General features: G+C 56.4%; 23 protein-coding genes. 4 read left to right on the top strand and 19 right to left on the bottom strand.

The window, feature by feature from the left end; translation table 11 throughout:
• Positions 1-23: 23 nt before the first annotated feature.
• The 5 genes from pepT to lolC all read right to left on the bottom strand — a co-directional run bounded on the left by pepT (position 24) and on the right by lolC (position 5,704).
• Positions 24-1,253 carry a peptidase T gene (gene pepT / locus N5J69_RS15745; RefSeq protein ID WP_279771526.1) on the bottom strand — a complete coding sequence of 410 codons (1,230 nt, stop codon included), beginning with the start codon at positions 1,251-1,253 and terminating at the stop codon, positions 24-26.
• 330 nt (positions 1,254-1,583) lie between these two features.
• On the bottom strand, positions 1,584-2,417 hold the full coding sequence (cobB, locus tag N5J69_RS15740; protein WP_279771525.1) for a Sir2 family NAD+-dependent deacetylase: 834 nt from the start codon (positions 2,415-2,417) through the stop codon (positions 1,584-1,586).
• Positions 2,418-2,563: 146 nt separating this feature from the next.
• A complete protein-coding gene (lolE, locus tag N5J69_RS15735; RefSeq protein WP_279771524.1) occupies positions 2,564-3,808 on the bottom strand; it encodes a lipoprotein-releasing ABC transporter permease subunit LolE in 1,245 nt (414 codons plus the stop codon).
• A complete protein-coding gene (gene lolD, locus N5J69_RS15730) occupies positions 3,808-4,512 on the bottom strand; it encodes a lipoprotein-releasing ABC transporter ATP-binding protein LolD (protein ID WP_279771523.1) in 705 nt (234 codons plus the stop codon). The genes lolE and lolD overlap by 1 nt, the downstream gene beginning before the upstream one ends.
• On the bottom strand, positions 4,505-5,704 hold the full coding sequence (gene lolC / locus N5J69_RS15725; protein WP_279771522.1) for a lipoprotein-releasing ABC transporter permease subunit LolC: 1,200 nt from the start codon (positions 5,702-5,704) through the stop codon (positions 4,505-4,507). The genes lolD and lolC overlap by 8 nt, the downstream gene beginning before the upstream one ends.
• A gap of 247 nt (positions 5,705-5,951) precedes the next feature.
• On the opposite strand from lolC, the gene N5J69_RS15720 reads away from it, so the two are divergent.
• The gene (locus N5J69_RS15720) at positions 5,952-6,161 is read left to right on the top strand and encodes a hypothetical protein (protein ID WP_279771623.1); all 210 of its coding nucleotides are present in this window, start codon (positions 5,952-5,954) and stop codon (positions 6,159-6,161) included.
• Between the two features lie 228 nt (positions 6,162-6,389).
• On the top strand, positions 6,390-9,833 hold the full coding sequence (gene mfd, locus N5J69_RS15715; protein WP_279771521.1) for a transcription-repair coupling factor: 3,444 nt from the start codon (positions 6,390-6,392) through the stop codon (positions 9,831-9,833).
• 128 nt (positions 9,834-9,961) lie between these two features.
• On the opposite strand, the gene N5J69_RS15710 is transcribed toward mfd, so the two are convergent.
• From N5J69_RS15710 to hinT, 8 genes are all read right to left on the bottom strand, one after another.
• A complete protein-coding gene (locus N5J69_RS15710) occupies positions 9,962-10,504 on the bottom strand; it encodes a glycine zipper 2TM domain-containing protein (protein ID WP_033732285.1) in 543 nt (180 codons plus the stop codon).
• A gap of 553 nt (positions 10,505-11,057) precedes the next feature.
• Positions 11,058-12,362 (bottom strand): NAD(P)/FAD-dependent oxidoreductase, encoded by a 1,305-nt coding sequence (locus N5J69_RS15705; RefSeq protein WP_279771520.1) that lies wholly within the window; start codon positions 12,360-12,362, stop codon positions 11,058-11,060.
• A 212-nt stretch (positions 12,363-12,574) separates the two neighbouring features.
• Positions 12,575-13,117: an alpha/beta hydrolase YcfP gene (ycfP, locus tag N5J69_RS15700; protein ID WP_279771519.1), complete on the bottom strand. Its 543-nt coding sequence runs from the start codon at positions 13,115-13,117 to the stop codon at positions 12,575-12,577.
• Positions 13,118-13,156: 39 nt separating this feature from the next.
• The gene (nagZ, locus tag N5J69_RS15695) at positions 13,157-14,197 is read right to left on the bottom strand and encodes a beta-N-acetylhexosaminidase (protein WP_279771518.1); all 1,041 of its coding nucleotides are present in this window, start codon (positions 14,195-14,197) and stop codon (positions 13,157-13,159) included.
• Between the two features lie 39 nt (positions 14,198-14,236).
• The gene (gene thiK / locus N5J69_RS15690) at positions 14,237-15,019 is read right to left on the bottom strand and encodes a thiamine kinase (RefSeq protein WP_279771517.1); all 783 of its coding nucleotides are present in this window, start codon (positions 15,017-15,019) and stop codon (positions 14,237-14,239) included.
• Between the two features lie 16 nt (positions 15,020-15,035).
• The gene (lpoB, locus tag N5J69_RS15685; protein ID WP_279771516.1) at positions 15,036-15,635 is read right to left on the bottom strand and encodes a penicillin-binding protein activator LpoB; all 600 of its coding nucleotides are present in this window, start codon (positions 15,633-15,635) and stop codon (positions 15,036-15,038) included.
• An 11-nt stretch (positions 15,636-15,646) separates the two neighbouring features.
• Positions 15,647-16,015, bottom strand: coding sequence for a DUF1425 domain-containing protein (locus N5J69_RS15680; protein ID WP_009090849.1), 369 nt, complete (start codon positions 16,013-16,015; stop codon positions 15,647-15,649).
• 15 nt (positions 16,016-16,030) lie between these two features.
• Positions 16,031-16,381: a purine nucleoside phosphoramidase gene (gene hinT, locus N5J69_RS15675; RefSeq protein WP_009090851.1), complete on the bottom strand. Its 351-nt coding sequence runs from the start codon at positions 16,379-16,381 to the stop codon at positions 16,031-16,033.
• A gap of 360 nt (positions 16,382-16,741) precedes the next feature.
• Here hinT and N5J69_RS15670 point away from each other — a divergent pair, with 360 nt between their 5' ends.
• Both N5J69_RS15670 and N5J69_RS15665 read left to right on the top strand, forming a co-directional pair.
• Complete coding sequence (locus N5J69_RS15670) at positions 16,742-18,340, top strand: MFS transporter (RefSeq protein WP_279771515.1); 1,599 nt, start codon at positions 16,742-16,744, stop codon at positions 18,338-18,340.
• A gap of 3 nt (positions 18,341-18,343) precedes the next feature.
• Positions 18,344-19,483, top strand: coding sequence for a glycoside hydrolase family 88 protein (locus N5J69_RS15665; protein WP_279771514.1), 1,140 nt, complete (start codon positions 18,344-18,346; stop codon positions 19,481-19,483).
• 54 nt (positions 19,484-19,537) lie between these two features.
• Here N5J69_RS15665 and ptsG read toward each other — a convergent pair whose 3' ends face one another.
• From ptsG to pabC, 6 genes are all read right to left on the bottom strand, one after another.
• A complete protein-coding gene (ptsG, locus tag N5J69_RS15660; protein ID WP_279771513.1) occupies positions 19,538-20,974 on the bottom strand; it encodes a PTS glucose transporter subunit IIBC in 1,437 nt (478 codons plus the stop codon).
• A gap of 289 nt (positions 20,975-21,263) precedes the next feature.
• Positions 21,264-22,055, bottom strand: coding sequence for a metal-dependent hydrolase (locus N5J69_RS15655; RefSeq protein WP_279771512.1), 792 nt, complete (start codon positions 22,053-22,055; stop codon positions 21,264-21,266).
• A gap of 18 nt (positions 22,056-22,073) precedes the next feature.
• Positions 22,074-23,063, bottom strand: coding sequence for a DNA polymerase III subunit delta' (holB, locus tag N5J69_RS15650; RefSeq protein ID WP_279771622.1), 990 nt, complete (start codon positions 23,061-23,063; stop codon positions 22,074-22,076).
• Positions 23,063-23,695, bottom strand: coding sequence for a dTMP kinase (tmk, locus tag N5J69_RS15645; protein ID WP_279771511.1), 633 nt, complete (start codon positions 23,693-23,695; stop codon positions 23,063-23,065). Before tmk ends, holB begins: the two co-directional genes overlap by 1 nt.
• Positions 23,685-24,704, bottom strand: a complete 1,020-nt coding sequence (gene yceG, locus N5J69_RS15640) for a cell division protein YceG (RefSeq protein WP_279771510.1) — start codon at positions 24,702-24,704, stop codon at positions 23,685-23,687. The genes tmk and yceG overlap by 11 nt, the downstream gene beginning before the upstream one ends.
• The gene (gene pabC / locus N5J69_RS15635; RefSeq protein ID WP_279771509.1) at positions 24,701-25,516 is read right to left on the bottom strand and encodes an aminodeoxychorismate lyase; all 816 of its coding nucleotides are present in this window, start codon (positions 25,514-25,516) and stop codon (positions 24,701-24,703) included. The genes yceG and pabC overlap by 4 nt, the downstream gene beginning before the upstream one ends.
• Positions 25,517-25,598 lie beyond the last annotated feature (82 nt).

Here is a 25,598-nt window from a genome sequence, read left to right as displayed (position 1 = left end):
CGCTGGCAGAGAGCCTTTTTTCATTAATTCTTCTTCTGCGCCGCCAGTTCTGACATGCGCACAATCACTTCCACGGATTTCACCATAATATTCAGCGACGCGAACTCATGCTTGCCGTGATAGTTATAGCCACCGGTAAAGATGTTCGGGCAAGGCAATCCTTTCCACGACAGCGCTGAACCATCAGTGCCGCCACGAATCGGCTTCACCACCGGTTCAATGCCGCAGTCACGCATCGCCTGCAAAGGCAGTTCAATAATGTGCGGGAACGGCTCGACCTTTTCACGCATGTTGCGATAGCTGTTGGTGATCTCAACGGTAACGGAGCAGTCCGGGTGCAGGGTTTTGTTGATCTCCCCGGCAATCTGCAGCAGCGTTTGTTTGCGCTGTTCGAAACTCTCCGTTTCAAAGTCACGAATGATATAGAGCATCTCGGCGTGCTCGACGCTGCCTTTGATCTGATGCAGATGGTAGAAGCCCTGATAGCCGTCGGTGTACTGCGGTTTTTCGCTGGCCGGTACGGCCGCATGAAACTGGTTGGCCAGCTCCAGCGCATTAACCATCACGCCTTTGGCAGAGCCCGGATGCACATTATTGCCGACAATTTTGACCGTCGCCGAGGCGGCATTGAAGTTCTCATACTCGAACTCACCCAGATCGCTGCCATCAATGGTGTAAGCCCAGTCGGCGGCAAACGCTTCCACATCAAAGTGTGAGGTGCCGCGACCGATCTCTTCATCGGGGGTAAAGGCGACGCGGATCGCACCGTGTGGCGTATCGCTCTTAGCCAGTTGTGCCATCGCTGTCATGATCTCAGCGATGCCCGCTTTATCATCCGCGCCCAGCAGGGTTTTGCCATCGGTGGTAATCAGCGTATGCCCAATCAGCTTGTGCAGCACCGGGAACATGACCGGCGACAGAACCTCATTGCCATTACCCAGCGCAATATCTCCACCGCGATAGTTTTCGATGATCTGCGGATTCACATGTTTCGCTGTGAAATCAGGCGAAGTATCCATGTGGGAGATGAAACCGATTACCGGCGTCGGCCAGTCAACATTGGCGGGCAGCGTGCCCATGACGCAACAGTGATCGCTCAGGGTGACATCGACAAAACCCAGTGCCAGCAGCTCTTCCTGCAACTGACGGGCCAGCGTCCACTGCCCTTCACTGCTGGGCACATGGCGCGCCAGCGGCTTAGCCTGTGTCTCAACTGCCACATAACTTAAAAAGCGCTCAAGTAACTGTTCCATATCCCATCCTTTAAAAGTGCCGTCCGGTATTATTCACAAACCCGACAGCCACAACGTTGCGTAAAATCATTGGCAGACAGGTTAGCGCTGTCGATGACCTTTAGGAAAGTCATAAGCCTGAAAAAAACGCCAAAAGGGTTTCTGAACAACGCAACACGCTGGCATTCGGGCGGGCGCACCTCAGGGATGAGGTGCGTAAGGGTGTGGACCGGGTGGAAGGGATTGGCGAAAGCCCCCTTCCGAACTGACCGTCTTCCCTGTGAATACCTGATCTCACAGCGAATCGGGTCAGCCGTGGTCACGCTCTGCGGGCGGCAATAGCCGTCCCGTCTACTTGTAAAGCCCGCGCAGCAGAGTGTGAACAAACGCTGGCACGACTTCGCTCGCCAGGCCGTAATGCCGTTCGGCAAATTCGTTACCCACCTGGCTCGGCTCCAGATTGAGTTCAACGGTGTGTGCGCCCTGCAGTTTTGCTTCATGAACAAAGCCCGCCGCCGGGTAAACATGGCCTGAGGTGCCTATGGCGATAAAGTAGTCGGCCTGTTCCAGCGCCTGATAAATTTGCTCCATGCCCAGCGGCATCTCACCAAACCAGACCACGTGCGGCCGCAGCGCCGACGGGAACTGGCAGCAGGTGCAGCGATCGTCTGGGGTAATATCGCCGGTCCACTCAATTACCTGACCGCTGGTGACACAGCGTACTTTTAACAGTTCACCGTGCATATGCAGCACACGGCTGTTCCCGGCACGCTCGTGCAGATTGTCGATGTTTTGCGTGACCAGCAGAAAATTATCGCCTAACACCTGCTCCAGCTCCGCCAGCGCCAGATGGGCCGCATTGGGCTGAATCTCTGCCTCCTGCAGCTGCTGACGGCGCGCATTGTAGAAGCGCTGCACCAGCGCGGGATCGCGCTGAAAACCTTCAGGCGTGGCAACATCTTCAACGTGGTGCTCTTCCCACAGGCCGTCAGCCGCACGGAGAGTCCGGATGCCGGACTCCGCTGAGATGCCTGCACCGGTCAGCACCACAACATGTGGCAGAGGATGGGCAGCCAGTTCGGCCTGACGATCGCGCTCAAAAATGCGCTGGCGAAAGCGCTGATGCACTTTTCTCCGGGTTTTCTTCAGGCGGGCAAGTCGTATGCGGCGACGTGGTGTACGCATAAAATCTCCTGGCGTAGCAGCTGCGGCGAGCCGCTCTAAACAGATTCCGGGTCAACATCACCCGATAGTAACGGTTGCTGAGGGGACGACCCAACAGCAAAGGTCTTAAACAGATGCGGCGCGAAGATGATTCGCGCCGCATTTTGTCACTGACCGCTAAGTACCCGAGCCGGGTCAATGCGGCTGGCGCGTCTGGCGGGATACCAGCTCGCCAGCAGACTCAGCAGAATCGCGGTAATCAGTACTGAGAACACGTCAATCCAGTGCAGTTCCGATGGCAGAAAATCAATAAAGTAGATGTCGCCTGCCAGCAGATGATGTCCGGTAATGGATTCCAGCCCGCGCACCAGTGAGGTCAGGTTCAGCGCCACCAGCACGCCAGCAACCACGCCGCTGACGCTGCCCATCAGGCCAGCCAGCAAACCGTACCAGATAAAGATGGCGCGGATCAGCCGGTCTTTCGCGCCGAGGGTGCGCAGCACCGCAATGTCGCTGCTCTTATCTTTAACCGCCATCACCAGCGTTGAGACGATATTAAAGCAGGCGACGCCAATCACCAGCACCATCGCCAGATACATGATGGCGCGGATCATCTGAATGTCGCGGTACATGTAGCCGTAGGTGCCAATCCAGCTCCTGATGGAGACGTAGGAGCGGGTGGCTTCACCGGCATCCCGCACCAGCTTCACCGCCTGGAACGGGTCAGTCATCTTCAGGGCGATGCCGGACACGCTCTCTCCCATATCCAGATAGTGCTGCGCATCGGCCAGCGGCACCAGCGCCAGGCTGTGATCGAGCATGCCGCTCAGTTGCAGAATACCGCTGACCTGCAGCCGGATACGTTTCGGCTGCAGCAGTTTGTTCCCACCCTCGTTGTTCGGGATCATGATGGTGATCCAGTCGCCCTGCTTCACATTGAGCGATTTAGCAATGCCACCGCCCAGGATGATCTGCTGCTTACCCGCGGTAAAAGAGGACCAGGCGTTATCAGCCACAAACTGTGGCAGTGCGCTGAGGCGCGGCTCCTGGGCCGGATCAACGCCCTTGACCTGCAACGCTTCCAGCCGTGCTCCACTCTCAATCAGGCCGGTGAAATTCACATACGGTGCCGCCGCCGCAATGCCGGGCACCTTTTCAATCGGAGCAATCATTGCCTGCCAGTTCTGGAACGGCTGATTGACGGCTTCGATCTCGCCGTGCGGCACCACCGCCAGAATGCGGTTGTTCAGCTCACGCTCAAAACCGTTCATGGCGCTGAGGCCGATAATCAGCACCGCCACACCCAGCGCAATCCCGATGGTGGAGATCACCGAAATCAGCGAAACCATGCCGCCACGACGGCGGCCACGGCTAAAGCGCAGGCCCAGCAACAGGGATAACGACGAACCCATTACAGCGCTCCTGCCAGGGTGAGCTGATCGCTTAACTGACCATCACGCATTTCCATCTGACGCGTCATCCGCTTTGCCAGCATCAGATCGTGCGTCACGACCAGAAACGCGGTGCCCTGACGAACATTCAGTTCGCCCAGCAATTCAAAAATGGCGTCGGCGTTACGCGCATCCAGATTACCGGTTGGCTCATCCGCCATCACCAGACGTGGACGGTTCACCAGCGCACGGGCAATCGCCACACGCTGGCGTTCGCCGCCTGACAGTTCAGAAGGCCGGTGCGCGGCGCGATGGTCCAGCCCGACTGCAGCCAGCATCTCACGGGCGCGATCCTGCACTTCCGCTTTAGCGATTTTGCCAATCAGCAGCGGCATCGCGACGTTTTCCAGCGCGCTGAAGTCTGGCAGCAGATGGTGGAACTGATAGATAAAGCCCAGCTCGCGATTACGCAGCTCCGCTTTGGCTGACGAAGACATGGCATTGAGTGACTGACCATCAAACACCACGTCGCCCGACGTCGGCGCATCCAGACCGCCGAGCAGATGCAGCAGCGTACTTTTACCGGAACCGGAACTGCCGACAATCGCCGTCAGTTCACCGGGCTGGAGGCTGAAAGCCACATTGCGCAGCACATCGGTCTGCACGCTGCCTTCCTGATAGCGTTTGCACAGGTCGCGGCACTGCAACAAAGGAGTGTTACTCATAACGTAAAGCCTCAGCAGGTTGAACGGCGGCAGCGCGCCACGAAGGATAGAGCGTAGACAACAGCGCCACAATCATCGCGCTGAGGGCGATGGTGACGACCTGCCACACATTAATATCAACCGGCAACGCGGCCCCATCAAGGAACAGCCCGATCACCGGCATTAAGTTGTTGAGCTGGCTGGCAAGCAGAACACCCAGCAGCGTGCCGAGCAGCGTGCCGATAATCCCGGCACTGGCACCCTGCACCATAAACACCGCGACAATCTGCCGGCGCGTCAGGCCCTGGGTTTGCAGAATCGCCACTTCGCCCTGCTTCTCCATGATCAGCAGGCCCAGCGAAGTGATGATGTTAAAGGCGGCCACGGCGATGATCAGGCTCAGCAGCAGGCCCATCATGTTCTTCTCCATGCGCACAGCCTGGAAGAGATCGCCTTTGCGCTCACGCCAGTCTTTCCAGACCAGACCCGCAGGCAATGTCTGCTGACTGAGGCTATCAACCGACAGCGGTTTGTCGAGCCAGAGTCGCCAGCCGGTAATATTTCCGGCCGGATAGCGCATCACGCGCGACGCATCCTGAAGATTGACCAGAATCTGATAACCATCCACTTCACTGTTCGCGGCATAGGTGCCCGCCACGGTAAACAGACGCTGGCTCGGCACACGTCCCATTGGCGTGAACTGGCTGACCGAGGGCACCATCAGACGCAGCTGATCGCCCCGTTTTACGCCCAGCTGCGACGCCAGCTGTTCGCCGAGGATCACATTGTACTGTCCGGCCTGCAGCACGCTCTGCGGGGTATTCACCAGGAACGGCGTCAGCGGATCGTTTTCATCCGGCTCAATGCCCAGCATGACGCCAACGGAGACGCTGTGAGGGCTTTGCAGCACCACATTGGCGGTGGTCAACGGCGCGGTGCGGCTGACGCCTTTAAGGTTGAGAGAATCGGCGGGTTGCTGTTGCGGATTAATGCTGCCTTTGTCGCTGGTGATCAGCGCCTGTGGCATCAGGCCAAGAATATTGCCTTCGAGTTCACGCTCAAAACCGTTCATCACCGATAACACGGTGACCATCGCCAGCACGCCAAGCGTAATGCCAATCGTTGAGAGCCAGGAGACAAAGCGACCGAAGCGATCCGATGCGCGTCCGCGCATGTAACGCAGTCCGATAAATAGCGCGACAGGTTGATACATGGAATCCAGTAAGCCGTTGTCTGAAAATAGATAGTGGGATGATAAAGGAGCGGCTCGCTTTATGAAACCTCTAACCCGCTGAGTCGGCGGCAAAGTTGTATCAGGCGACGTTATCCTGGCGACCAAAGCCGCGGAATAGCCGATAAAGCCATCGCTTATTGGCTGATTATCCAGCGCCCAGGCGCGTAGACTACACTCTGTAACAGGATAAGAGGTGATTTATCGCGCAGCGATAGAGGTAGCGACCATGTTGAAATTTCCCAAAGGCAGTATCGTTAAACATCAATCCGGGGAAATCAGAGGCGAAATCATCAACGTCTTTGAGCAGGGAAGCGCACCAGCCGGCTACTACGTAAAGTGGGACGACGGTAACCTCAGCTATCATCCTGAGCAGGAGTTATCCTGGGCAAATATCGACCGCCCGCGCATGCATTACACACAGCAATCCATAAAATAAACTGCCCGTTTAACCCCGTCGCTGCAGAGCGACGGCGGTTTTCTCTGCTCCCTTGCCAGACTCCGTCTATCCTCTCTCTATCCGCTGTATTACCGCCGACGCCCGGTAATGGCTGACCGATCTCCGGGTTCAGCGCGGCGCGGCAGGAAAATTGTGCCGCAAAGGTGATCCCCCTGACATAATATGGAATGATTACGTCCTGGAAAAATGGAGCAACCCCGAGATCCCATGCCCGAACAGACTCGTTATACCCTGCCCGTTAAATCCGGCGATCACCGTCAGCTCGGTCAGCTCATCGGCGCTGCGCATGCGGTAGAGTGTGCCAGCATTACTGAACGCCATGCTGGTCCGGTATTGATGATTACCCCCGATACCCAAACCGCCCTGCGCCTGCTGGACGAAATCCGCCAGTTTACCGATCTGCCGGTAGCACACCTCGCCGACTGGGAAACGCTGCCCTATGACAGCTTCTCACCACATCAGGATATTATCTCCTCGCGCCTGTCGACCCTCTACCAGCTGCCGGTGATGCAGCGCGGTATGCTGATCATGCCGGTGAACACCCTGATGCAGCGCGTCTGTCCGCACAGCTTCCTGCACGGCCATGCGCTGGTGATGAAGCAGGGACAAAAACTGTCACGCGACCGGTTGCGCGATCAGCTTGAGCAGGCCGGTTACCGTCATGTTGATCAGGTCATGGAGCACGGTGAATACGCCACGCGCGGTGCCCTGCTCGACCTGTTCCCGATGGGCAGCGAGCAACCCTACCGCATCGACTTTTTCGATGATGAGATCGACAGCCTGCGCCTGTTCGACGTCGATAACCAGCGTACGCTGGAAGCGGTTGCAGAGATTAACCTGCTGCCTGCGCATGAGTTTCCCAGCGACAAAGCCGCCATTGAGCTGTTCCGCAGCCGCTGGCGCGAAATTTTTGATGTGCGCCGCGAGTCGGAGCACGTCTATCAGCAGGTCAGTAAAGGCACGCTGCCTGCGGGCATCGAATACTGGCAGCCGCTGTTTTTTGAGCAGCCGTTACCCAGCCTGTTCAGCTATCTGCCTGACAATACCCTGATCGTGAACTGCGGCGATCTTGAAGGCAGCGCCAGCCGTTTCTGGCAGGATGCCGAAGCTCGTTATGAAAACCGCCGTGTTGACCCGATGCGCCCGCTGCTGGAGCCGGTTACGCTGTGGCTGCGTCCGGATGCCTTAATGGGCGAGCTGAAAGCCTGGCCGCGTATCCAGATGACCAATGAGGTGCTGCCCGCCAAAGCCGCCAATACCAATCTCGGTTATACCCCTCTGCCTGACCTGACCGTTCAGGCGCAGGCGAAAGCGCCGCTCGACCATCTGCGTCAGTTTATTGAGACCTTCAGCGGGGCGGTGGTCTTCTCGGTGGAAAGTGAAGGCCGCCGCGAGAGCCTGCAGGAACTGCTGGCGCGCATCAAACTGCGTCCTCAGCCGGTGCACCGCTTCGATGAAACCGTCGACGATCGCTTCAGTCTGATGATCGGTGCCAGCGAGCGCGGTTTTATTGATACCCAGGGCAACCGGGCGCTGATTTGCGAAAGCGATCTGCTGGGCGAGCGCGTCAGCCGTCGCCGTCAGGATACCCGTCGCACCATTAACCCGGACATCCTGATCCGTAACCTGGCGGAGCTGCATCCCGGCCAGCCGGTGGTGCATCTGGAGCACGGTGTGGGCCGCTATATCGGCCTGACCACGCTCGAAGCGGGCGGCATTGAGGCGGAATACCTGATGCTCTCATACGCCAACGACGCCAAACTGTATGTGCCGGTTTCGTCGCTGCACCTGATCAGCCGCTATGCCGGAGGGGCCGACGATAACGCCCCGCTGCACAAACTGGGCAGCGATGCCTGGTCTCGTGCGCGGCAGAAAGCGGCGGAGAAAGTGCGTGATGTGGCGGCTGAACTGCTGGATATTTATGCCCAGCGCGCGGCAAAAACCGGTTTTGCCTTTAAGCATGACCGTGAGCAGTATCAGCTGTTCTGCGAAAGTTTCCCGTTTGAGACCACGCCGGATCAGGCGCAGGCAATTAACGCCGTGCTGAGCGATATGTGTCAGCCGCTGGCAATGGATCGCCTGGTGTGCGGCGACGTGGGCTTTGGTAAAACGGAAGTTGCGATGCGCGCTGCGTTTCTCGCCATTGAGAACCACAAACAGGTGGCCGTGCTGGTGCCGACGACCCTGCTGGCACAGCAGCATTACGATAACTTCCGCGATCGCTTTGCCAACTGGCCGGTTCGCATTGAGATGCTTTCCCGTTTCCGTACCGCCAAAGAGCAGGCGCAGGTGCTGGAACAGGCCAGCGAGGGCAAGATCGACATCCTGATCGGCACCCATAAGCTGCTGATGAGCGATCTGAAATGGCACGACCTCGGTTTGCTGATTGTCGATGAAGAACACCGGTTCGGGGTACGTCACAAAGAGCGCATCAAGGCGATGCGTGCCGATGTGGACATCCTTACCCTGACGGCTACGCCGATCCCGCGCACCCTGAATATGGCCATGAGCGGTATGCGCGATCTGTCTATAATCGCCACGCCGCCTGCCCGTCGTTTAGCGGTTAAAACCTTTGTCCGTGAATATGACGATCTGGTGATCCGTGAGGCGATCCTGCGTGAGGTTCTGCGTGGCGGACAGGTCTACTATCTCTACAACGACGTTGAAAATATTGAAAAAGCGGCGCAGCGTCTCAGCGAACTGGTGCCGGAAGCGCGGGTGGCGATTGGTCATGGCCAGATGCGCGAGCGCGAGCTGGAACGGGTGATGAACGATTTCCATCATCAGCGTTTCAACGTGCTGGTCTGTACCACCATCATCGAAACCGGAATCGACATTCCGACCGCTAACACCATCATCATTGAGCGGGCCGATCACTTTGGCCTGGCGCAGCTGCATCAGCTGCGCGGTCGCGTCGGCCGTTCGCATCATCAGGCGTATGCCTGGCTGTTGACACCACATCCAAAGGCAATGACCGCCGATGCACATAAGCGCCTGGAGGCGATCGCCTCACTGGAAGATCTGGGTGCCGGTTTTGCGCTGGCAACCCACGATCTGGAGATTCGCGGCGCTGGCGAGTTGCTGGGTGATGAGCAGAGCGGACAGATGGAGACGCTGGGCTTCACACTTTACATGGAGCTGCTTGAGAATGCTGTTGATGCGCTGAAAGCGGGTCGCGAGCCTTCACTCGAAGATCTCACCAGCAACCAGACCGAAGTAGAGCTGCGGATGCCCGCGCTGCTCCCCGAAACCTTTATTCCGGATGTCAGCACCCGTCTTTCACTCTACAAGCGCATTGCCAGCGCGGAGGCTGAAGAGGAGCTGCAGGAGCTGAAGGTTGAGATGATTGACCGCTTCGGCCTGCTGCCTGACGCGGCGCGTAACCTGCTGGACGTGGCGATTATCCGCCTGAAAGCCCGTGCGGTGGGGCTGCGTAAGATCGAAGCCAGCGACAAAGGCGGCTATTTCGATTTTGCGCCGCAGAACAGGGTCGATCCGGCATGGCTGATCAGTCTGCTGCAGAAAGAGCCGCAGCAGTGGAAACTGGATGGGCCAACACGCCTGCGATTTACCCGCGAGCTGTCGGAAAGAAAAATTCGTATGGATTGGGTGCAGGGCTTCGTGTCACAACTGGCCGAGCATCAGGCGTAATGCCCTGCCCGCGCGGTGCTGAGTTGATTGGTAACGCGCGGAAAAGTGACAAAAAAGGCGCATCCTGAGATGCGCCTTTTTCATTACGTCGTGCTGTGTGGCCGCCAGTGCGGCAAAGCTTTGCCCAATTACGCCTGGTCGCCGTTAAGAATCAGCTGACCATTGCGATCCAGTGGAATACGTGTGCCGGGGTCGTTTTCCATACGGATTTTGCCCTGCTGATCGCCTATTTTATAGGTCACGTCATATCCCAGTTTTTTCTCTTGTTTGTCATAAACTGTTTTGCAGCGCTGTTCGGTTGTGGTGTAGGTATCACGATCCTGCAGTCCGCCCTGGACCTGATTACCGGCATAACCACCCGCTAACGCACCTGCCACTGTCGCGACATCCTTGCCGCGACCGCCACCAAACTGGTGACCCAGCACACCACCTGCCACTGCACCTAATACAGAGCCAGCAAGACGGTTTTCATCCTGAACAGCCCGACGGTGAGTCAGGGTGACATTGCGGCACTCCTGACGGGGCTGTCTGATGCTCTCTTTGATTGGCGTTGCAGCCAGTACCTGAGCGTATTGAGGACCGCGATCAAACACGTTCATGCCTGCCACAGCAGCAACACCCAGCGCTGCTGCCACACCAATACCGATACCCGCTAACATTGATTTATTCACAGGAAGTTCCTCCTGAAAAGTGTTACCGCGCATTCCTGCCGCTAAAGCATCCTCGTTTAGTGAGGTATAACCGGCGTGCGCGACGCGCCGTGTTTGTTGGGATGAAGTTTTACAGATGGACCGAAATTGCAACATCAGATAAATGGAGGAAATCGGTCACTTTGCTATCAGGGCCAGTTTTTAGGAGAGTTCTGAGGTGCGGACAAACTGGGGTGCCAGGCTGCCTCCCTGTCATAAATTCATTATTATTCAGAAGATTAAACAAAGTAAGCATTCGGCTTTGTGCGCCCGCTTTCACTGATGCGTTTGTGGTGCCGGACCTGATGAAATGACCCGATTCGCGTGCGTAGCGGCCCGAAACAAACCGGTCTGTAATCAGACAACCCGTCAGCGTTCACCTGAAGCCGCAAGCACTGAATATGAGCCTGCCCGGATGGGGGTTTTAACAGGTAAGAATCCTGCCGCCAGCTGCGTTTGTTTTTACGTCTTGTGCAAAAAAAAAGCCCCCTCAGTAATGAGGAGGCTCAGACTTTGCCCGATTAGCGGCTGTGGCTTAGTGCAGCTTAAGCCGTGGGCGAATAACCCGGTTGATGCTGCCGACCAGCATCATCAGGCCGGTTTTAAAATAACCGTGTAGTGCGATCTGGTGCATACGATAGAGCGAGATGTAAACAAAACGCGCAATGCGCCCTTCCACCATCATCGAACCGCGCATCAGGTTACCCATCAGGCTGCCGACCGTGCTGAAGCGGGAGAGCGACACCAGCGAGCCATGATCTTTATAAACATAGGCCTTCAGCGGTTTGCCTTGACGCTGCGCCAGGATATTGTCCATCGCGCGTGAGGCCATCTGGTGTGCTGACTGGGCACGCGGTGGCACAAATCCCCCGCCCGGCAGGGCACAGGAGGCGCAGTCGCCAATAGCATAGATGTCATCGTCCAGCGTGGTCTGCAGCGTATCTTTGACCACCAGCTGATTGATGCGGTTGGTTTCCAGCCCGCCGATCTCTTTCAGGAAGTCCGGCGCTTTAATCCCCGCCGCCCAGACCATCAGATCGGCTTCGATAAACTCGCCGCCTTTGGTGTTCAGGCCGTTCTGCTCAGCACTGGTGACCATCGTCTGCGTCAGCACGCGCACGCCCAGCCTGGTCAGCTCCTGGTGCGCCGCCGCAGAGATACGCGGTGGCAGTGCAGGCAAAATACGTTCGCCCGCTTCAACCAGCGTTACGTTCAGCGCTTCACGGCCCAGCCCTTTGAATCCGTAGCTATGCAGCTGTTTCACCGCGTTGTGCAACTCCGCTGACAGCTCAACGCCCGTTGCACCGCCGCCCACGATGGCGATGTTAACTTTTTCGACCCTGCCTTCGCTGGCAGAGAATTTCAGGAACAGGTTCAGCATTTCGTTGTGGAACCGACGCGCCTGATGCGGGTTATCCAGGAAGATGCAGTGATCCTTGACGCCCGGCGTTCCGAAATCATTTGAGGTGCTGCCCAGCGCCATGACCAGCTGGTCGTAGGCCACTTCACGCTCTGGCACCAGCACTTCGCCCTGCGCATTCAGCACTTCGGCCAGACGGATCACTTTGCGGCTGCGATCGATATCGGTAAGCGAACCGAGCTGGAACTCAAACCCGTGATTGCGGGCATGAGCCAGATAGCTCAGCGCATCGATGCCTTCATCCATAGACCCCGTGGCCACTTCATGCAGCAGCGGCTTCCACAAATGGCTGTGGTTACGATCCACCAGGATAATCTCGGCCTTCTTTTTGCGACCCAGTTTATGGCCCAGCTGCGTCGCCATTTCCAGGCCGCCCGCTCCCCCTCCGACAATAACAATTTTCTTAACAGACGTAGTCAACAAAGACCCCCTCAAATTGTGAACCAAAAGTTAACCAAAGGTTAAATTAAACCTTAAGAAACATAGGGTTGGCGAAGTTAAAATCGCAATCTGCTGGCAGAATAGCATGGCGGGATAAGGAGAACATAAGAATATTGATATACATCAAAGCGGGAAAATAAAACTCAGATAATTACGTAATGAAAACAGGCACCTTGCGATGCCTTTCCTGCTTAACCTAATGTTTTAAAAGCTTTTATCCGCTGAAGATGTGGGGATATATTTTTGAATTTATGCCCTTCGGTCTCGTCCCAGACGATTTCATAAAATGGATGCAGCTGATCAGCGGTGCGCTGGCTGTCCAGCGCCTCATCATGACGGGAGAGAAAGGTCAGACAGCGATCGCGATTGCGCTCGCGGAAATCGCTGACGCATTTGGTGGCGATGTCCTGATACTCTTCTGGCCGGTCGATCTTCCCTTCCATGTTCTCCTGCGGAAAGAGGTTAGGATTGAAAATCGCCTGCCGGATGCCGCACAAAAAACCGATACGCTCTGACCAGAAGCCCCCCAGCCCGACGCCGCAGATCAGCGGACGGTCGTCGTCGGACAGCGTGAGCATTTTATCGGTCTCTTTCAGCAGAAACTGCATGTCATGTTTAGGATGACGGGTGCTGTAGCTGATCAACCTGACATCAGGGTCGATAAATTGCAGTTGCAGCACCTTTTCGTGATTGCCCGGACTACTTGAATCAAAACCGTGCAGATAGATGATCATGATAATCCTCAGGGTAGTGATAGCGCCGGGCAGTCACTGCTACCACGACGCTTTGTGAGCCAGCCAGCGTTCCTGAAGTGCACTCAGTTGCTGGGCATTGTTTTTCCAGCGATGCGTAGCCTGCAGCTCATCGCGGGTAAATCTGCCCTGATGATACAGCTGTGTAACCCGCCCGGACCCGACCGGGATCAGGTTATCCAGCACACTGATGGCTCCCTGACGCTGATTGCAAACCAGAATCATGTCACACCCGGCAGAAAGAGACTGCTGCGCCCGCTCAGGATAGCTGCCCATCACGGCGGCACCTTCCATCGACAGATCGTCGGAGAAAATCACGCCGTCAAAGCCCAGTTGCTCGCGCAACACGGTTTTCAGCCAGTATGGCGAGCCACTGGCGGGCAGCGGGTCAACGTCGGTGTAGATCACATGGGCAGGCATAATGGCATCCAGCGCCTGCTCGGTAATCAGCCTGCTGAAGATCGCCATGTCGTGCTCACGCAGCGTCTTTTCGTCGCGCGGATCGCGTGGCGTCTCTTTATGTGAATCGGCGCTGACCGCGCCATGGCCTGGAAAATGTTTGCCGGTGGTCTTCATGCCAGCCTCATGCATCCCCGCAATAAAGCGGCGGGCAATGGCAAGCGCGATGGCCGGATCGGCGTGGAAAGAACGGTCGCCAATGGCGGCGCTGATATGACCAATGTCGAGCACTGGCGCGAAGCTGATATCGATGTCCATCGCGATCATCTCAGCCGCCATCTGCCAGCCTGCCTGCTGCGCCATTTCACCTGCTGTCTCTGCATCATGCAGAGCGGCAAAAGATTGCATCGCGGGCAGTTGGGTGAAACCGTCACGGAAACGCTGCACGCGACCGCCCTCCTGATCGACCGCCACCACCAGCCGGGTATGAGAAGCGGCGCGGATCTGCCGCACCAGTTCTGCCAGCTGGGCTGGATCGTGATAGTTTCGGGCAAATAAAATTAAACCGCCTACCAGCGGGTGCTGCAGGATGTCGCGCTCTTCGCCATCCAGTTCATAGCCCTCGACATCAAGCATCAGGGGGCCGGGTAAATGTGTTCTCATGACCTGAATCCTGTAGCGTTACGCACCTGCATAACGCGATTAAATCTGTTCCCAGCTCTGTCGAGCCAGCTGGTGTAATGTTTCATCGTCACCCTGTCCTGCACGAAGCTGATACCAGCTGGCCATCAGTAACCGCAGCCAGGGTTGCCAGCGTCTGACCTGCTGCTTCAGCGCGGGAAGCGGCAGCTGCATTGCCGCAGCGTACTCAGCCAGCCAGTCGCTCTGATGCTGTGGATCGCTGGCACAAACTGCCGCCAGCTCCAGCGCCACATCACCATCAGCGGCATATTCCCAGTCGATCAGACGAAGACCTTCGGGGCCACGTATCACATTTCCGGCATGCAGATCCATGTGCAGCGGGGCAAGCCGCAGTGGCCGGGGTTCGCCCTGCTGTGTCAGACGCCTGAGCGCCCGCAGCCAGCGGTGATGCCGCTGTGGCGTGAGCTGCCAGTAGCGCCATAACAGCGGCAACAACGGCAGCCGATAGCCGGTTAACGGCTGCCGATGCAGCTGCTGCAGCAGTGCCACTATTTGCGGACGCTGCTGGCTGAAAGATTGTTCATCCAGCGCGTCGCCTGCGCACCAGGTCAGCACAATGCCCTGACGATGGCCCGCGACGGGCCGCGGTGCCAGTCCGCTGTCTCGCATTTTTCGTAACAGCCGGAATTCGCGCTGCCGATCCACAAACGGAATAGCCGTTTGTGGTGCCGCCCGCGCAATAAAGGTGCCGCGCGGGCTGACAATCTTCTGGCTGTGTCCGGTCAGACCGGCAAGCGAGGTAAGCGATACGTTCTCTGGCTCGCCGGTGACCTGCTGAATCATCCGCCTGAACGCAGGATTAATTCTGTGCAATGCCGTTGCCAGACCAGATGATCTCGCCGGTCTGAACCAGCATCAGCTGCATCTGCAGAGTCGGTGCTTTGACATCGCCGCGCGCGTTGCTGTAGAGCACATACTGGGCATTCACGTTGCGAGCCAGGCCAATCGCTTTACTGCGCGAGTTCAGGCTGTCATCCGGTGATAATCCCAGCGTCTGTTTGGCCTGGGCCAGTTGTTCGGCAGAAACCAGCGTGAATTTGCCGTTGTTGTTCAGCGCATTCTGGATAGCCGCCGTGGCTTTCTCACTTTGCAGCGCGCCGTTGGTGCTGTTTTTGATCCGATCAACCAGCAGCACGCTGCCCGGCTCGGCGCTGGCGGCCTGCAACATCTGCGCCACCAGCGGCTGTACGCTGGCATCCCAGTTGATGGTGACCAGCTTCGGTGGCTGAGGTACAGGCTGGGGCTGCGGTTGCGGCACCGGTTCAGGTTGCGGAACAGGCTGCACTGGCTCTGCTGGCTGGGTCGGTTCAACCGTTGCGGGCTGCTGCTGTTTCACTACACAGCCGGTCAGAATGAGCGCCATCAGGAGCGCTCCGGTACGATTAACACTGCGTATCACGTAGAGAATCCTTAAAGATAGAGATAAAGACGAACCTTGCTGGCCGTCAGGTTACCCAACTGCGATGTGGCGACAATACTGCCCTGCGCCGGAACGGTAACGGTCTGCGCCGGTTCCTGCGGGGTGATTTCCAGGCCTTTGTCGTCATACCAGTAATAACGATAGTGCACAATCACCGGTGTTTCGCGCTGATTATAGAGCACGCTGGTGGCACGCTTCAGTCCATCGTTCTCATCCAGCGTCGGCTCATCGGTAATGATCCCTGCCGACAACACAGAGGACTCCATCACCAGAGACTGTGACGTATTAATCATCGGTTTATCACTGCTACAGGCCGTCAGGCAGAGCAGGATCGGCAGGCCAGTGAGCCAGGATCGCATAACACGTTTCCGTTATCAGTTAGAGAGCATCGGACCCAGCGGTTCGCCGCCCAGCAGATGCATATGAATGTGATAAACCTCCTGCCCACCATGTTGATTGCAGTTCACAATCAGACGATAACCATTTTGATCGATGCCTTCCTGCCGGGCGATTTTCGCCGCCGTCGTAAACATGCGTCCCAGCGCGTGCTCATGCGCCGCTTCCGCCTCGTTGACCGTGGGGATCAGTACATTCGGCACGATTAAAATGTGCGTTGGCGCTTTGGGCGAAATGTCGCGGAAGGCCGTGACCAGCTCGTCCTGATACACCACATCAGCGGGGATTTCGCGGCGGATAATTTTACTAAAAATGGTTTCTTCAGCCATGGTGCAATTCCTTTAGCCTGAGTCGTAATCAATCAGTATGCGGGAGAAATTTGTTTTCTTTCAACCTCAGTACCACTTTTCTTGCATTGTTCGCCTGCCTTTGCAGCAGCACCTCTCCTTCTTCACCAGAACACCTTTCCTGATGCTCGCGAAACCTCTGCTATACCGGTAAAATGAAACGCTGTTTTATAAATTAGAATTTCGCCATCCTTTTCTTTATGTGATTGCCACTACAGGCCCAGCGTTAGCCAAATTGCGAAGGTTTAACCGCCCCGTCAGCTCTACTTTGCTAACCAGTCCGGGTGAGCAGTCCGGCGTCACCAGGGATATACCGCCATATAACATCAAGGAGCATTAGCCATGCGCTCACGTAAAATTGGTCTTGGCCACTATCTGGCCTATGGTTCCGGAGATTTTCTCGGAGCAGGCACCACGGCGCTCACAGCCGCCTGGTTGCTCTATTTTTATACCACCTTCTGTGGATTAACCCCGATTCAGGCCACCTTAATATTTGCTGCTGCCCGCGTGCTGGATGCCGTGGTCAGCCCGCTAATGGGTTTTCTTACCGACAACTTTGGCTCGACCTGGCTGGGCAAACGCTTTGGCCGCCGCAAATTCTTCATCCTGTTAGGCATACCCTGCGTATTCAGTTATAGCCTGATGTGGGTCAGCGACATGAATTTCTGGTGGTATCTCGGCACTTACCTGCTGTTTGATATCGTCTACACCATGATCCTGGTGCCTTATGAAACGCTGGTCCCGGAAATGACTGACGATTTCAAACAAAAAACCCGGTTCTCTGGTGCGCGTATTGGTCTGGCTCAGCTGTCAGCCATTCTGGCCGCATTTTTACCCGGCATTTTACTGGGTATGCTGGGCAAAGATAATGCCGACTCCTTTTTCTACGCAAGCCTGGTGTTCTCTGTGATCTGCGCACTGGTGCTCACGCTGGTGTGGTGCTTTACCTGGGAACGTCACCCCGATGATTTTTCTGCCGAGTCGCGGCGTGCTGAGCAGGAAAAACAGCAGCTGACGCTGATGCAGAATCTGCAACGGCTCTATGTTGAGCTGGCCTCAACCTTGCGTATCCGCATCTTCCGCCAGCACCTTGGCATGTACCTCGGCGGCTATATTGCTCAGGACGTCTTTAATGCGGTCTTCACCTGGTATGTGGTGTTTGTGCTGATGCAGAGTGCGCAGGTTGCCTCCAGCCTGATGGGCACCATGGCCGTGCTGCAGTTTATTGCTGTGATGGCGATGATCCCGCTCTGTATCCGCATGGGGCCTGCTCCCGCCTACCGTCTGGTGGCCATCCTGTTTGGCCTGGCAGCGCTCTCCTATGCCGGATTGTGGTATGCCGGTATGAACGACAACATGTCCCTGCTGTTGGTTATCTCTGCTCTGGCAGGTCTGGGACGTGGCGGCATTAACTATGTGCCATGGAACACCTACACCTATATCGCAGATGTCGATGAGGCCATCACCGGTCAGCGTCGTGAAGGTATTTTTGCCGGCATCATGACTCTGACGCGAAAAGCATCGCAGGCTGGCGCAGTCATGCTGGTCGGTATCGTGCTGCAGCTCTCCGGCTTTGTCTCTGGCCAGTCAACCCAGGTCCCCGGTGTCAGCCACACTATCCTGGCGATCCTGAGCATCGGCACAGTGGCCGTGCTGTCCTGCGGTTTTATCGTATCACTGCGCTTTAAACTTAATCTGCAGACCCACACCGTCCTGCGCGAGGAGACGCTGAAAATGCGCGAAGCAGATCGCATCGTGCCGGAAAGCATCACCCCCGAAGCGCGCGGTGTCGTTGAAACACTGGCTGGCATGCCTTACGAAAATCTCTGGGGCAACAACAACATTGGCTTTCTTAACCGTAATAAGCCAGCGCCGGAAAAATTGTCCGCGCATCCCTCTTTACCCACTTCTTTAAACTCGACCTTAAAACGACAGGAATAAACCATGACTGTATTTCCCGTTAAACACAGCAAATTATTGTGCCAGCCTGAGCATCTGCTGCCACGCAGCCACCTGGTACAGCTGATTCAAAAGCTGACACAAAATCTGGTTAACATCACTGATGAGACAGGCGAATTTTTATTGCGGCTGGACGATGGCCGGGTGATTGATACCAAAGGCTGGGCGGGTTGGGAATGGACACATGGCATCGGTCTGTATGGCATGTTACACTATTATCAGCAAACCGGCGATCAGCAGACACTGGCAATCATCGATGAGTGGTTCACTGAGCGTCTGGCAGAAGGCACACCGACCAAAAATGTGAATACCGTGTGTCCTTTTCTGACGCTGGCTTACCGCTATGAAGAGACCGGTAACCCGGCCTGGGTGCCGGTGCTTGAACGCTGGGCTGAATGGGTTATGTACGAGATGCCGCGCACCGAACAGGGCGGCCTTCAGCACATCGTCTACAACAACGAAAACACACAGCAGCTCTGGGACGATACCCTGATGATGAGCGTAATGGCGCTGGCCAAAATCGGCCAGCTGCTGAAACGCGATGAGTGGGTGGAGGAAGCGAGCTATCAGTTCCTGCTGCACACGCAGTATCTGATGGATCGCGAAACCGGCTTATGGTTCCACGGCTGGAACTTCGACGGCCGCCATAATTTTGCTGACGCCCGCTGGGCGCGCGGCAACAGCTGGGTAACGATTGTTATTCCCGACTTTCTGGAGATGATGGACTGGCCTGAGCATCACGCTACCCGCCGCTTCCTGCAGCAGGTGCTGGAGACGCAGGTTAAAGCGCTGAAGGACTGTCAGCACAGCAGCGGATTGTGGCACACCCTGCTTGATGATCCTGACAGTTACCCGGAAGCCTCTGCCACTGCAGGGTTTGCCTATGGCATTCTGAAAGGGGTTCGTAAGCGCTATCTGCCTGCTGAGTACCGTGAAGTGGCAGAAAAAGCATTGCGCGGCGTGATGGCTAATATCGATGACGATGGCGAGCTGAAACAGGTCTCCTTCGGTACTGCGATGGGCAGTGACCTGGACTACTACCGCACGGTACCTCTCACCTCAATGCCCTATGGTCAGGCGATGGCGCTGCTCTGCCTGACTGAGTATCTGCGTGTTTACCTGTAACACCAGCCAAAAAAAAAGCCCCGCTTAGCGGGGCTTTTTCATTTCGCTGAAGAATTACATACTGCGGATGTAATCATCCATATCGGTTTTCAGGTTATCGGATTTGGTGCCGAAGATGGCCTGAACGCCGGAACCGGCAACCACCACGCCACGGGCGCCGAGGTTTTTCAGTTCACTCTGATCCACTTTCGCCACATCGGCGACGCTAACGCGTAAACGGGTAATACAGGCATCCAGGTTAGTGATGTTCTCTTTACCACCAAACGCGGCCACCAGCTTGCCCGCCATCTCTGTACCGGTCGCAGAAGATTGCTCGCTGCTGCTGGTCTCTTCACGGCCAGGGGTTTTCAGATTCAGTTTCGCGATCAGAACACGGAATACGGTGTAGTAAACCAGACCGTAGATGATACCGATAATCGGGAACAGCCAGATTTTGCTGCTGTTGCCACTCAGTACGATAAAGTCGATCAGACCGTGTGAGAAGCTGGTGCCATCACGCATTCCGAGCAGAATACAGATTGGGAACGCCAGACCTGCCAGCAGTGCATGGATCACATACAGGATTGGGGCCACGAACATGAATGAGAATTCAATCGGTTCGGTGATACCGGTCAGGAATGAGGTCAGCGCAGCTGAGATCATGATGCCGCCGACTTTGGCACGGTTTTCAGGTTTCGCTGAATGCCAGATAGCAATCGCTGCCGCTGGCAGGCCATACATTTTGAACAGGAAGCCGCCAGAAAGTTTACCCGCCGTCGGATCACCCGCCATATAGCGTGGAATATCGCCGTGGAACACCTGACCGGCTGCATTGGTGTATTCACCAATCTGCATCTGGAAAGGAACGTTCCAGATGTGATGCAGACCAAACGGCACCAGAGCGCGTTCAACGACGCCATAAATACCAAAGGCAACTACCGGGTTCTGATAAGCAGCCCACTGTGAGAACTCCTGAATGGCAGCACCCACTGGTGGCCAGATAAAGGAGAGCAGCACGCCCAGTACAATTGCCGCCAGGCCAGAGATAATCGGCACAAAACGTTTACCGGCAAAGAAGCCCAGATATTCCGGCAGCTTGATGCGATAGAAGCGGTTAAACATGTAAGCGGCAATAGAGCCCGCGATAATGCCGCCCAGAACCCCGGTGTCGGCAAGGTGTTTAGCCTCGATTTCCGCTGCCGGTAAATGCAGAACCAGCGGGGCAACCACCGCCATGGTTTTCACCATGATGCCATAGGCAACTACCGCTGCCAGCGCCGAAACGCCGTCATTGTTGGTAAAGCCCAGCGCCACACCAATTGCAAAAATCAGCGGCATGTTGGCGAACACCGATCCGCCCGCTTCTGCCATCACATGCGAGACCACCGCAGGTAACCAGCTGAAATTGGCTGAACCGACCCCTAACAAAATCCCGGCAATCGGCAGAACCGATACCGGCAGCATCAGCGATTTACCGACCTTTTGAAGGTTGGCAAAAGCATTTTTGAACATAGCGTGAAGCTCCTGAGTATGAGTGCATATTTGCGCAGTGCGCGTGGCAAAGAGGGAGGATTCTTTGCCGGGGTGGCGGTGACCGCCTTTTGATTTATTACGAAGGGTAAAATAAATCCCGTTTTGTTACTTTGATGGCTATCACGTTTCGACAATCGCACGTGCGCACTTTACGAAATTTCTTACTGATCCGCACCGGTAATTGACAATAAAAAGCTGCCCCTGTCTGAAAAAACAGGGGCATACAGGCAGGTTACAGATTAATTACAGAGACTGAAATAAAAGCCGGTTACGCGCCCAGCTGGCTCATGGGGATGTGAAACAGCGTAGAGAAGTTTTGCGTAGTGGCAGCGGCCAGCGTTTCCACATCGACACCTTTCAGCACGGCCAGGTAGTCGGCAACATCGCGCGTATAAGCAGGCTGATTCTCTTTGCCACGGTACGGCACAGGGGCCAGATAAGGTGAATCTGTTTCCACCAGCATCCGGTCCAGCGGCACATAACGCGCCGCTTCACGTAACTGTTCAGCATTACGGAACGTTACGATACCGGAAAAGGAGATATAAAAGCCCATATCCAGCAGTTTTGCTGCGGTGGGCTGATCCTCAGTGAAGCAGTGCAGCACGCCGCCGCAGCGTTCAACCTGCTCTTCACGCAGAATCGCCAGCGTATCGTCACGTGCATCACGGGTGTGAACGATGATCGGCTTGTTCAGCGCGATACCGGTACGAATATGTTCCCGGAACGAGCGTTGTTGCTGATCCTTCGTCTCTGGCTGATAGTGATAATCCAGGCCGGTTTCACCCAGCGCCACCACCTGAGGATCGGCAGAGAGCCGACGAAACGCCTCAACGTCATAGGCTTCTTCCTGATTCAGCGGATGCACACCACAGGAGAGCGCAATATTTTTCCGATCGCCGACCAGACGCTTAAGGGTATGGAAACCCGGCAGCGTGGTGGCAATGGCCAGCATAAATTTCACATCACGTGCCGCTGCTTTAGCGATCACATCATCGAGGTCACGATGGTTCTTTTCATAATCCAGGCCATCAAGATGGCAATGGGAATCCACAATAAACATAATTACTCTCAGATAGGTTTAGCTCACCTGCGCGGGCTTGCGTTTGTCCGCCCAGCTCAGAAGCTGATCGGTCAGCAATAATTCGCGATTTACTGACGCCACATGCAGTAACTGCTCGCGGCAGTGCATCCACGCCTGGGTGCTGTTGTTGAGGGCACTGGCGGAAAAGTATCCGGCCAGCAACCGCACCACGTCCTGACGGTCAATATTACTCAGCCACTGACCTGCATTTTGCTGCCATTTCATCGCATCCAGCAGCAAAGAGAGCAGCCAGCCGATACGTGCTGCCGCATCGTCAGCATTCAGCACAGGCAGCAGTTGCAGGATGTCCTGCTGCAACGCAGCGGGCAGTGCGTCGCAAAGCTTTTGCCGTGCCTGCCACGGCCCGTTCTCCAGCAGGCTAAGCGCCGCCCCAGGCGCACCCGCACTCAGGCGCAGCGCCGCCAGCAGCATCTGTTCATCGTGCGAAGCGTGTTTCTTCAGCCAGAGCAGACTCTGTCCTTCATCGGGCGGCGTCAGATGCAGCGTCATGCAGCGACTGCGCAGTGTGGCCAGCAGACGTGATGGATCGCGGCTGCTGAGGAAAAACCAGCTGTTGGCTGGCGGCTCTTCCAGCGTTTTTAGCAGGGCGTTAGCTGCCGCTTCTGAAAGCTGCGCGGCATCCGGCAGCCAGACTACTTTTGCGCCGCCCTGCTGACCAAAGTGATACATTTTTTCTGTCACCTGCCGCACCGCATCGATACCCAGGGTACTTTTGCCCTTCTCCGCCTCTAACCGATACCAGTCAGGATGGGTGCTGGCCTGCATCAGCTGGCATCCGTGGCACTCTCCGCAACTTTTCAGGCCATCCGGCTGCTGACACATCAGCCAGCGGCTCATCCCCCAGACCAGCGCTTCATCACCCATGCCCGGCATCGCCTGGATCAACAGCGCATGATGCGCACGATTCTCCTGATGCTGGCCAATCACCTGGCGATAAGGCTGATTCAGCCACGGATACCAGTTCATCACGCCTGCTCCGCCAGCCAGCGGTCCAGCGCCGCGTGAAGTGACGCTGTCACATCTGCCAGCGACTGGGTTGCATCAATGGTGAGAATGGTGGGATCGTCTGCGGCCAGTGCCAGATAGCGGGCGCGGGTGCGCTCAAAGAAGCGCAGCGACTCCTGCTCGATACGGTCCAGCTCGCCACGCGCACGGGCGCGCTGCAAACCGATCTCAGGGGTGACATCAAGATAGAGCGTCAGATCGGGACGGAAGTCGCCTAACACCGTATCGCGCAGCGTTTGCATCAGCTCGCTGTCCAGACCCCGGCCGCCACCCTGATAAGCCTGGGAGGAGAGATCGTGACGATCGCCGATGACCCAGGCACCACGAGCCAGTGCCGGTTTAATCACCGTTTCAACCAGCTGAACCCGCGCCGCATAGAGCATCAGCAGTTCGGCTTTATCCGTGACCTGCTCACCCTCAATGCCCTGCTTGACCAGCACCCGCAACTGTTCTGCCAGCGGCGTACCGCCAGGCTCCCGGGTAAAGACCAGATCGCTGATACCACGGGCGCGCAGCGTCGCGACAATGGCCTCGCGCGCGGTGGTTTTTCCGGCGCCTTCCAGGCCTTCAATGACGATAAACTTACTGTGCATTTTTTTCCTTCAGCGTCTGCCGGTAGACCTGCACCGCCTTGTTATGGCTGGCGAGGTTGGTCGTAAAAGTATGCCCGCCCTTGCCGTCTGCAACAAAGTAGAGATAGTTCGTTTTCTCGGGATGGGCCGCGGCCTGCAGTGAGGCTTTGCCTGGCATCGCAATCGGACCCGGCGGCAGGCCGTTAATCATATACGTATTGTAAGTGCTGGCCGTTTCAAGATCTTTGCGGGTCAGCGTGCCGTTATAGCTGTCGCCCATGCCATAGATCACCGTGGGATCGGTCTGCAAACGCATGCCCGTGCGAAGGCGATTGATAAACACCGAGGCAACGCGCGCGCGCTCTTCGCTGACGCCGGTCTCCTTCTCTATGATGGAGGCCATCGTCACCAGATCCTGTGGCGTTTTATAGGGCAGATTATCCGCTCGTCCCTGCCACACCTCATCGATGGTTTTCTTCATCCGATCATGTGCGCGCTGCAGCAGCGCCATATCGGTCGTATTAGCCGTGTAGAGGTAGGTGTCCGGGAAAAAGTTGCCCTCCAGCTGCTCAGGGCCGATTTTCAGTGCGCTGGCAAGGGTGGCGAACTGATCATCTTTCAGGGTATGCCGGATATAGGGCGCTTTCCGCAGCTCGCTCAGCCACTCCTTCAGCCGCTGGCCTTCTACAAACCGCACCGGGAACTGCGCCTCTTTACCGCTGGCCAGAAGCTGTAACAGCGAACGCACCGTCATGGCTGGCTCCAGGCGATAGGTGCCCGCTTTAAAGGTTGCCAGTTCCGGCTCAAGACGCAGCAGCGCATCAAACCAGATGCTGCGTGGGATAATCTTCTTCTCTTCCAGTTGCGCCTGAAGCGCGACCCGGCCCGTGCCGGCTGGCAATGTGTAGATTGTTTCCTGCTTAATGGCCAACGGGGTAGCTGCAAACTGCTTAACCTGCCAGTAACTCAGCACAGCCGCGAGACCCACAATCGCCAGCAGGCTGACGAGAATTTTTTTGCTTCGAATCATGATGCATCCATTATCATTTTACAGCTTGCGTGCAACTGATTAAACAGCGAGCGCTCAGTAAACTGTACGGCCTCTATCTGTCGGACCGGCAGAACCGGCATCAGCGCGTTACATATCACCACTTCATCGGCGGCCAGCAGCTGTGCCGGTTCGCTTTTTATCACCTGACAAGCCTGACCTGCTGTTGCAAGTTGCGCCATCAGACTTCGCCGCATAATGCCATCCACGCCTGAGGCGGATACATCGGGCGTAAAAATGTGACTGCCCTGCCGCCAGAATAAATTGGCCGCACAGCATTCCACCACCCAACCTTCAGTGTCAAGCACCAGCGCCTCGTCGGCGTCTGTCTGGTCAAGATGAGCCCGGATCATCACCTGCTCAAGACGATTGAGGTGCTTGATACCGGCAAACTGCGGGTTGCGCGCCAGACGAATCGGGCTGATCCGGAGGGAAGCGCCACGCTGCTGTAACCCGGCGTAGTGCTGCGGCCATGGCGCTAATGAGACGATCCGCGTCGGCTCACCGCAGCCTGAGCGGCTATAACCCCGTCCGCCGCTGCCCGCACTGATAATCACTTTCAGCACCGCCTGCGCCTGGTCATGCGCAGCCTGTTTCATCTCAGCCTCAAGCTGATTCCAGTCAACGCCGCTAATCCATAACGGCTCACACCCCTCTTTGAGGCGCTGGATATGGCTCTTCAGCAATGCAATTTTACCCTGATGCACGGCGGCGGTGGTAAAGCACCCGTCGCCGAACTGCAGGCCACGATCGCTGGCGGGCAGCGTCGGGTGTTTCATTCCGTTAATCCACATGGTTCTCTCCTGCGCGTGACTTGTGATTTCAGCGCATTCTGCAGGATAAAAAAAGGCCCGCATCGCGGGCCTTTTTAGCAAT

Origin of the sequence: Pantoea sp. GD03673, assembly GCF_029844725.1 — a bacterium.
Taxonomy (GTDB): domain Bacteria; phylum Pseudomonadota; class Gammaproteobacteria; order Enterobacterales; family Enterobacteriaceae; genus Pantoea.
Note: the sequence above shows the minus strand (reverse complement) of the source record. Positions and strands in the feature narration are given on the sequence as shown.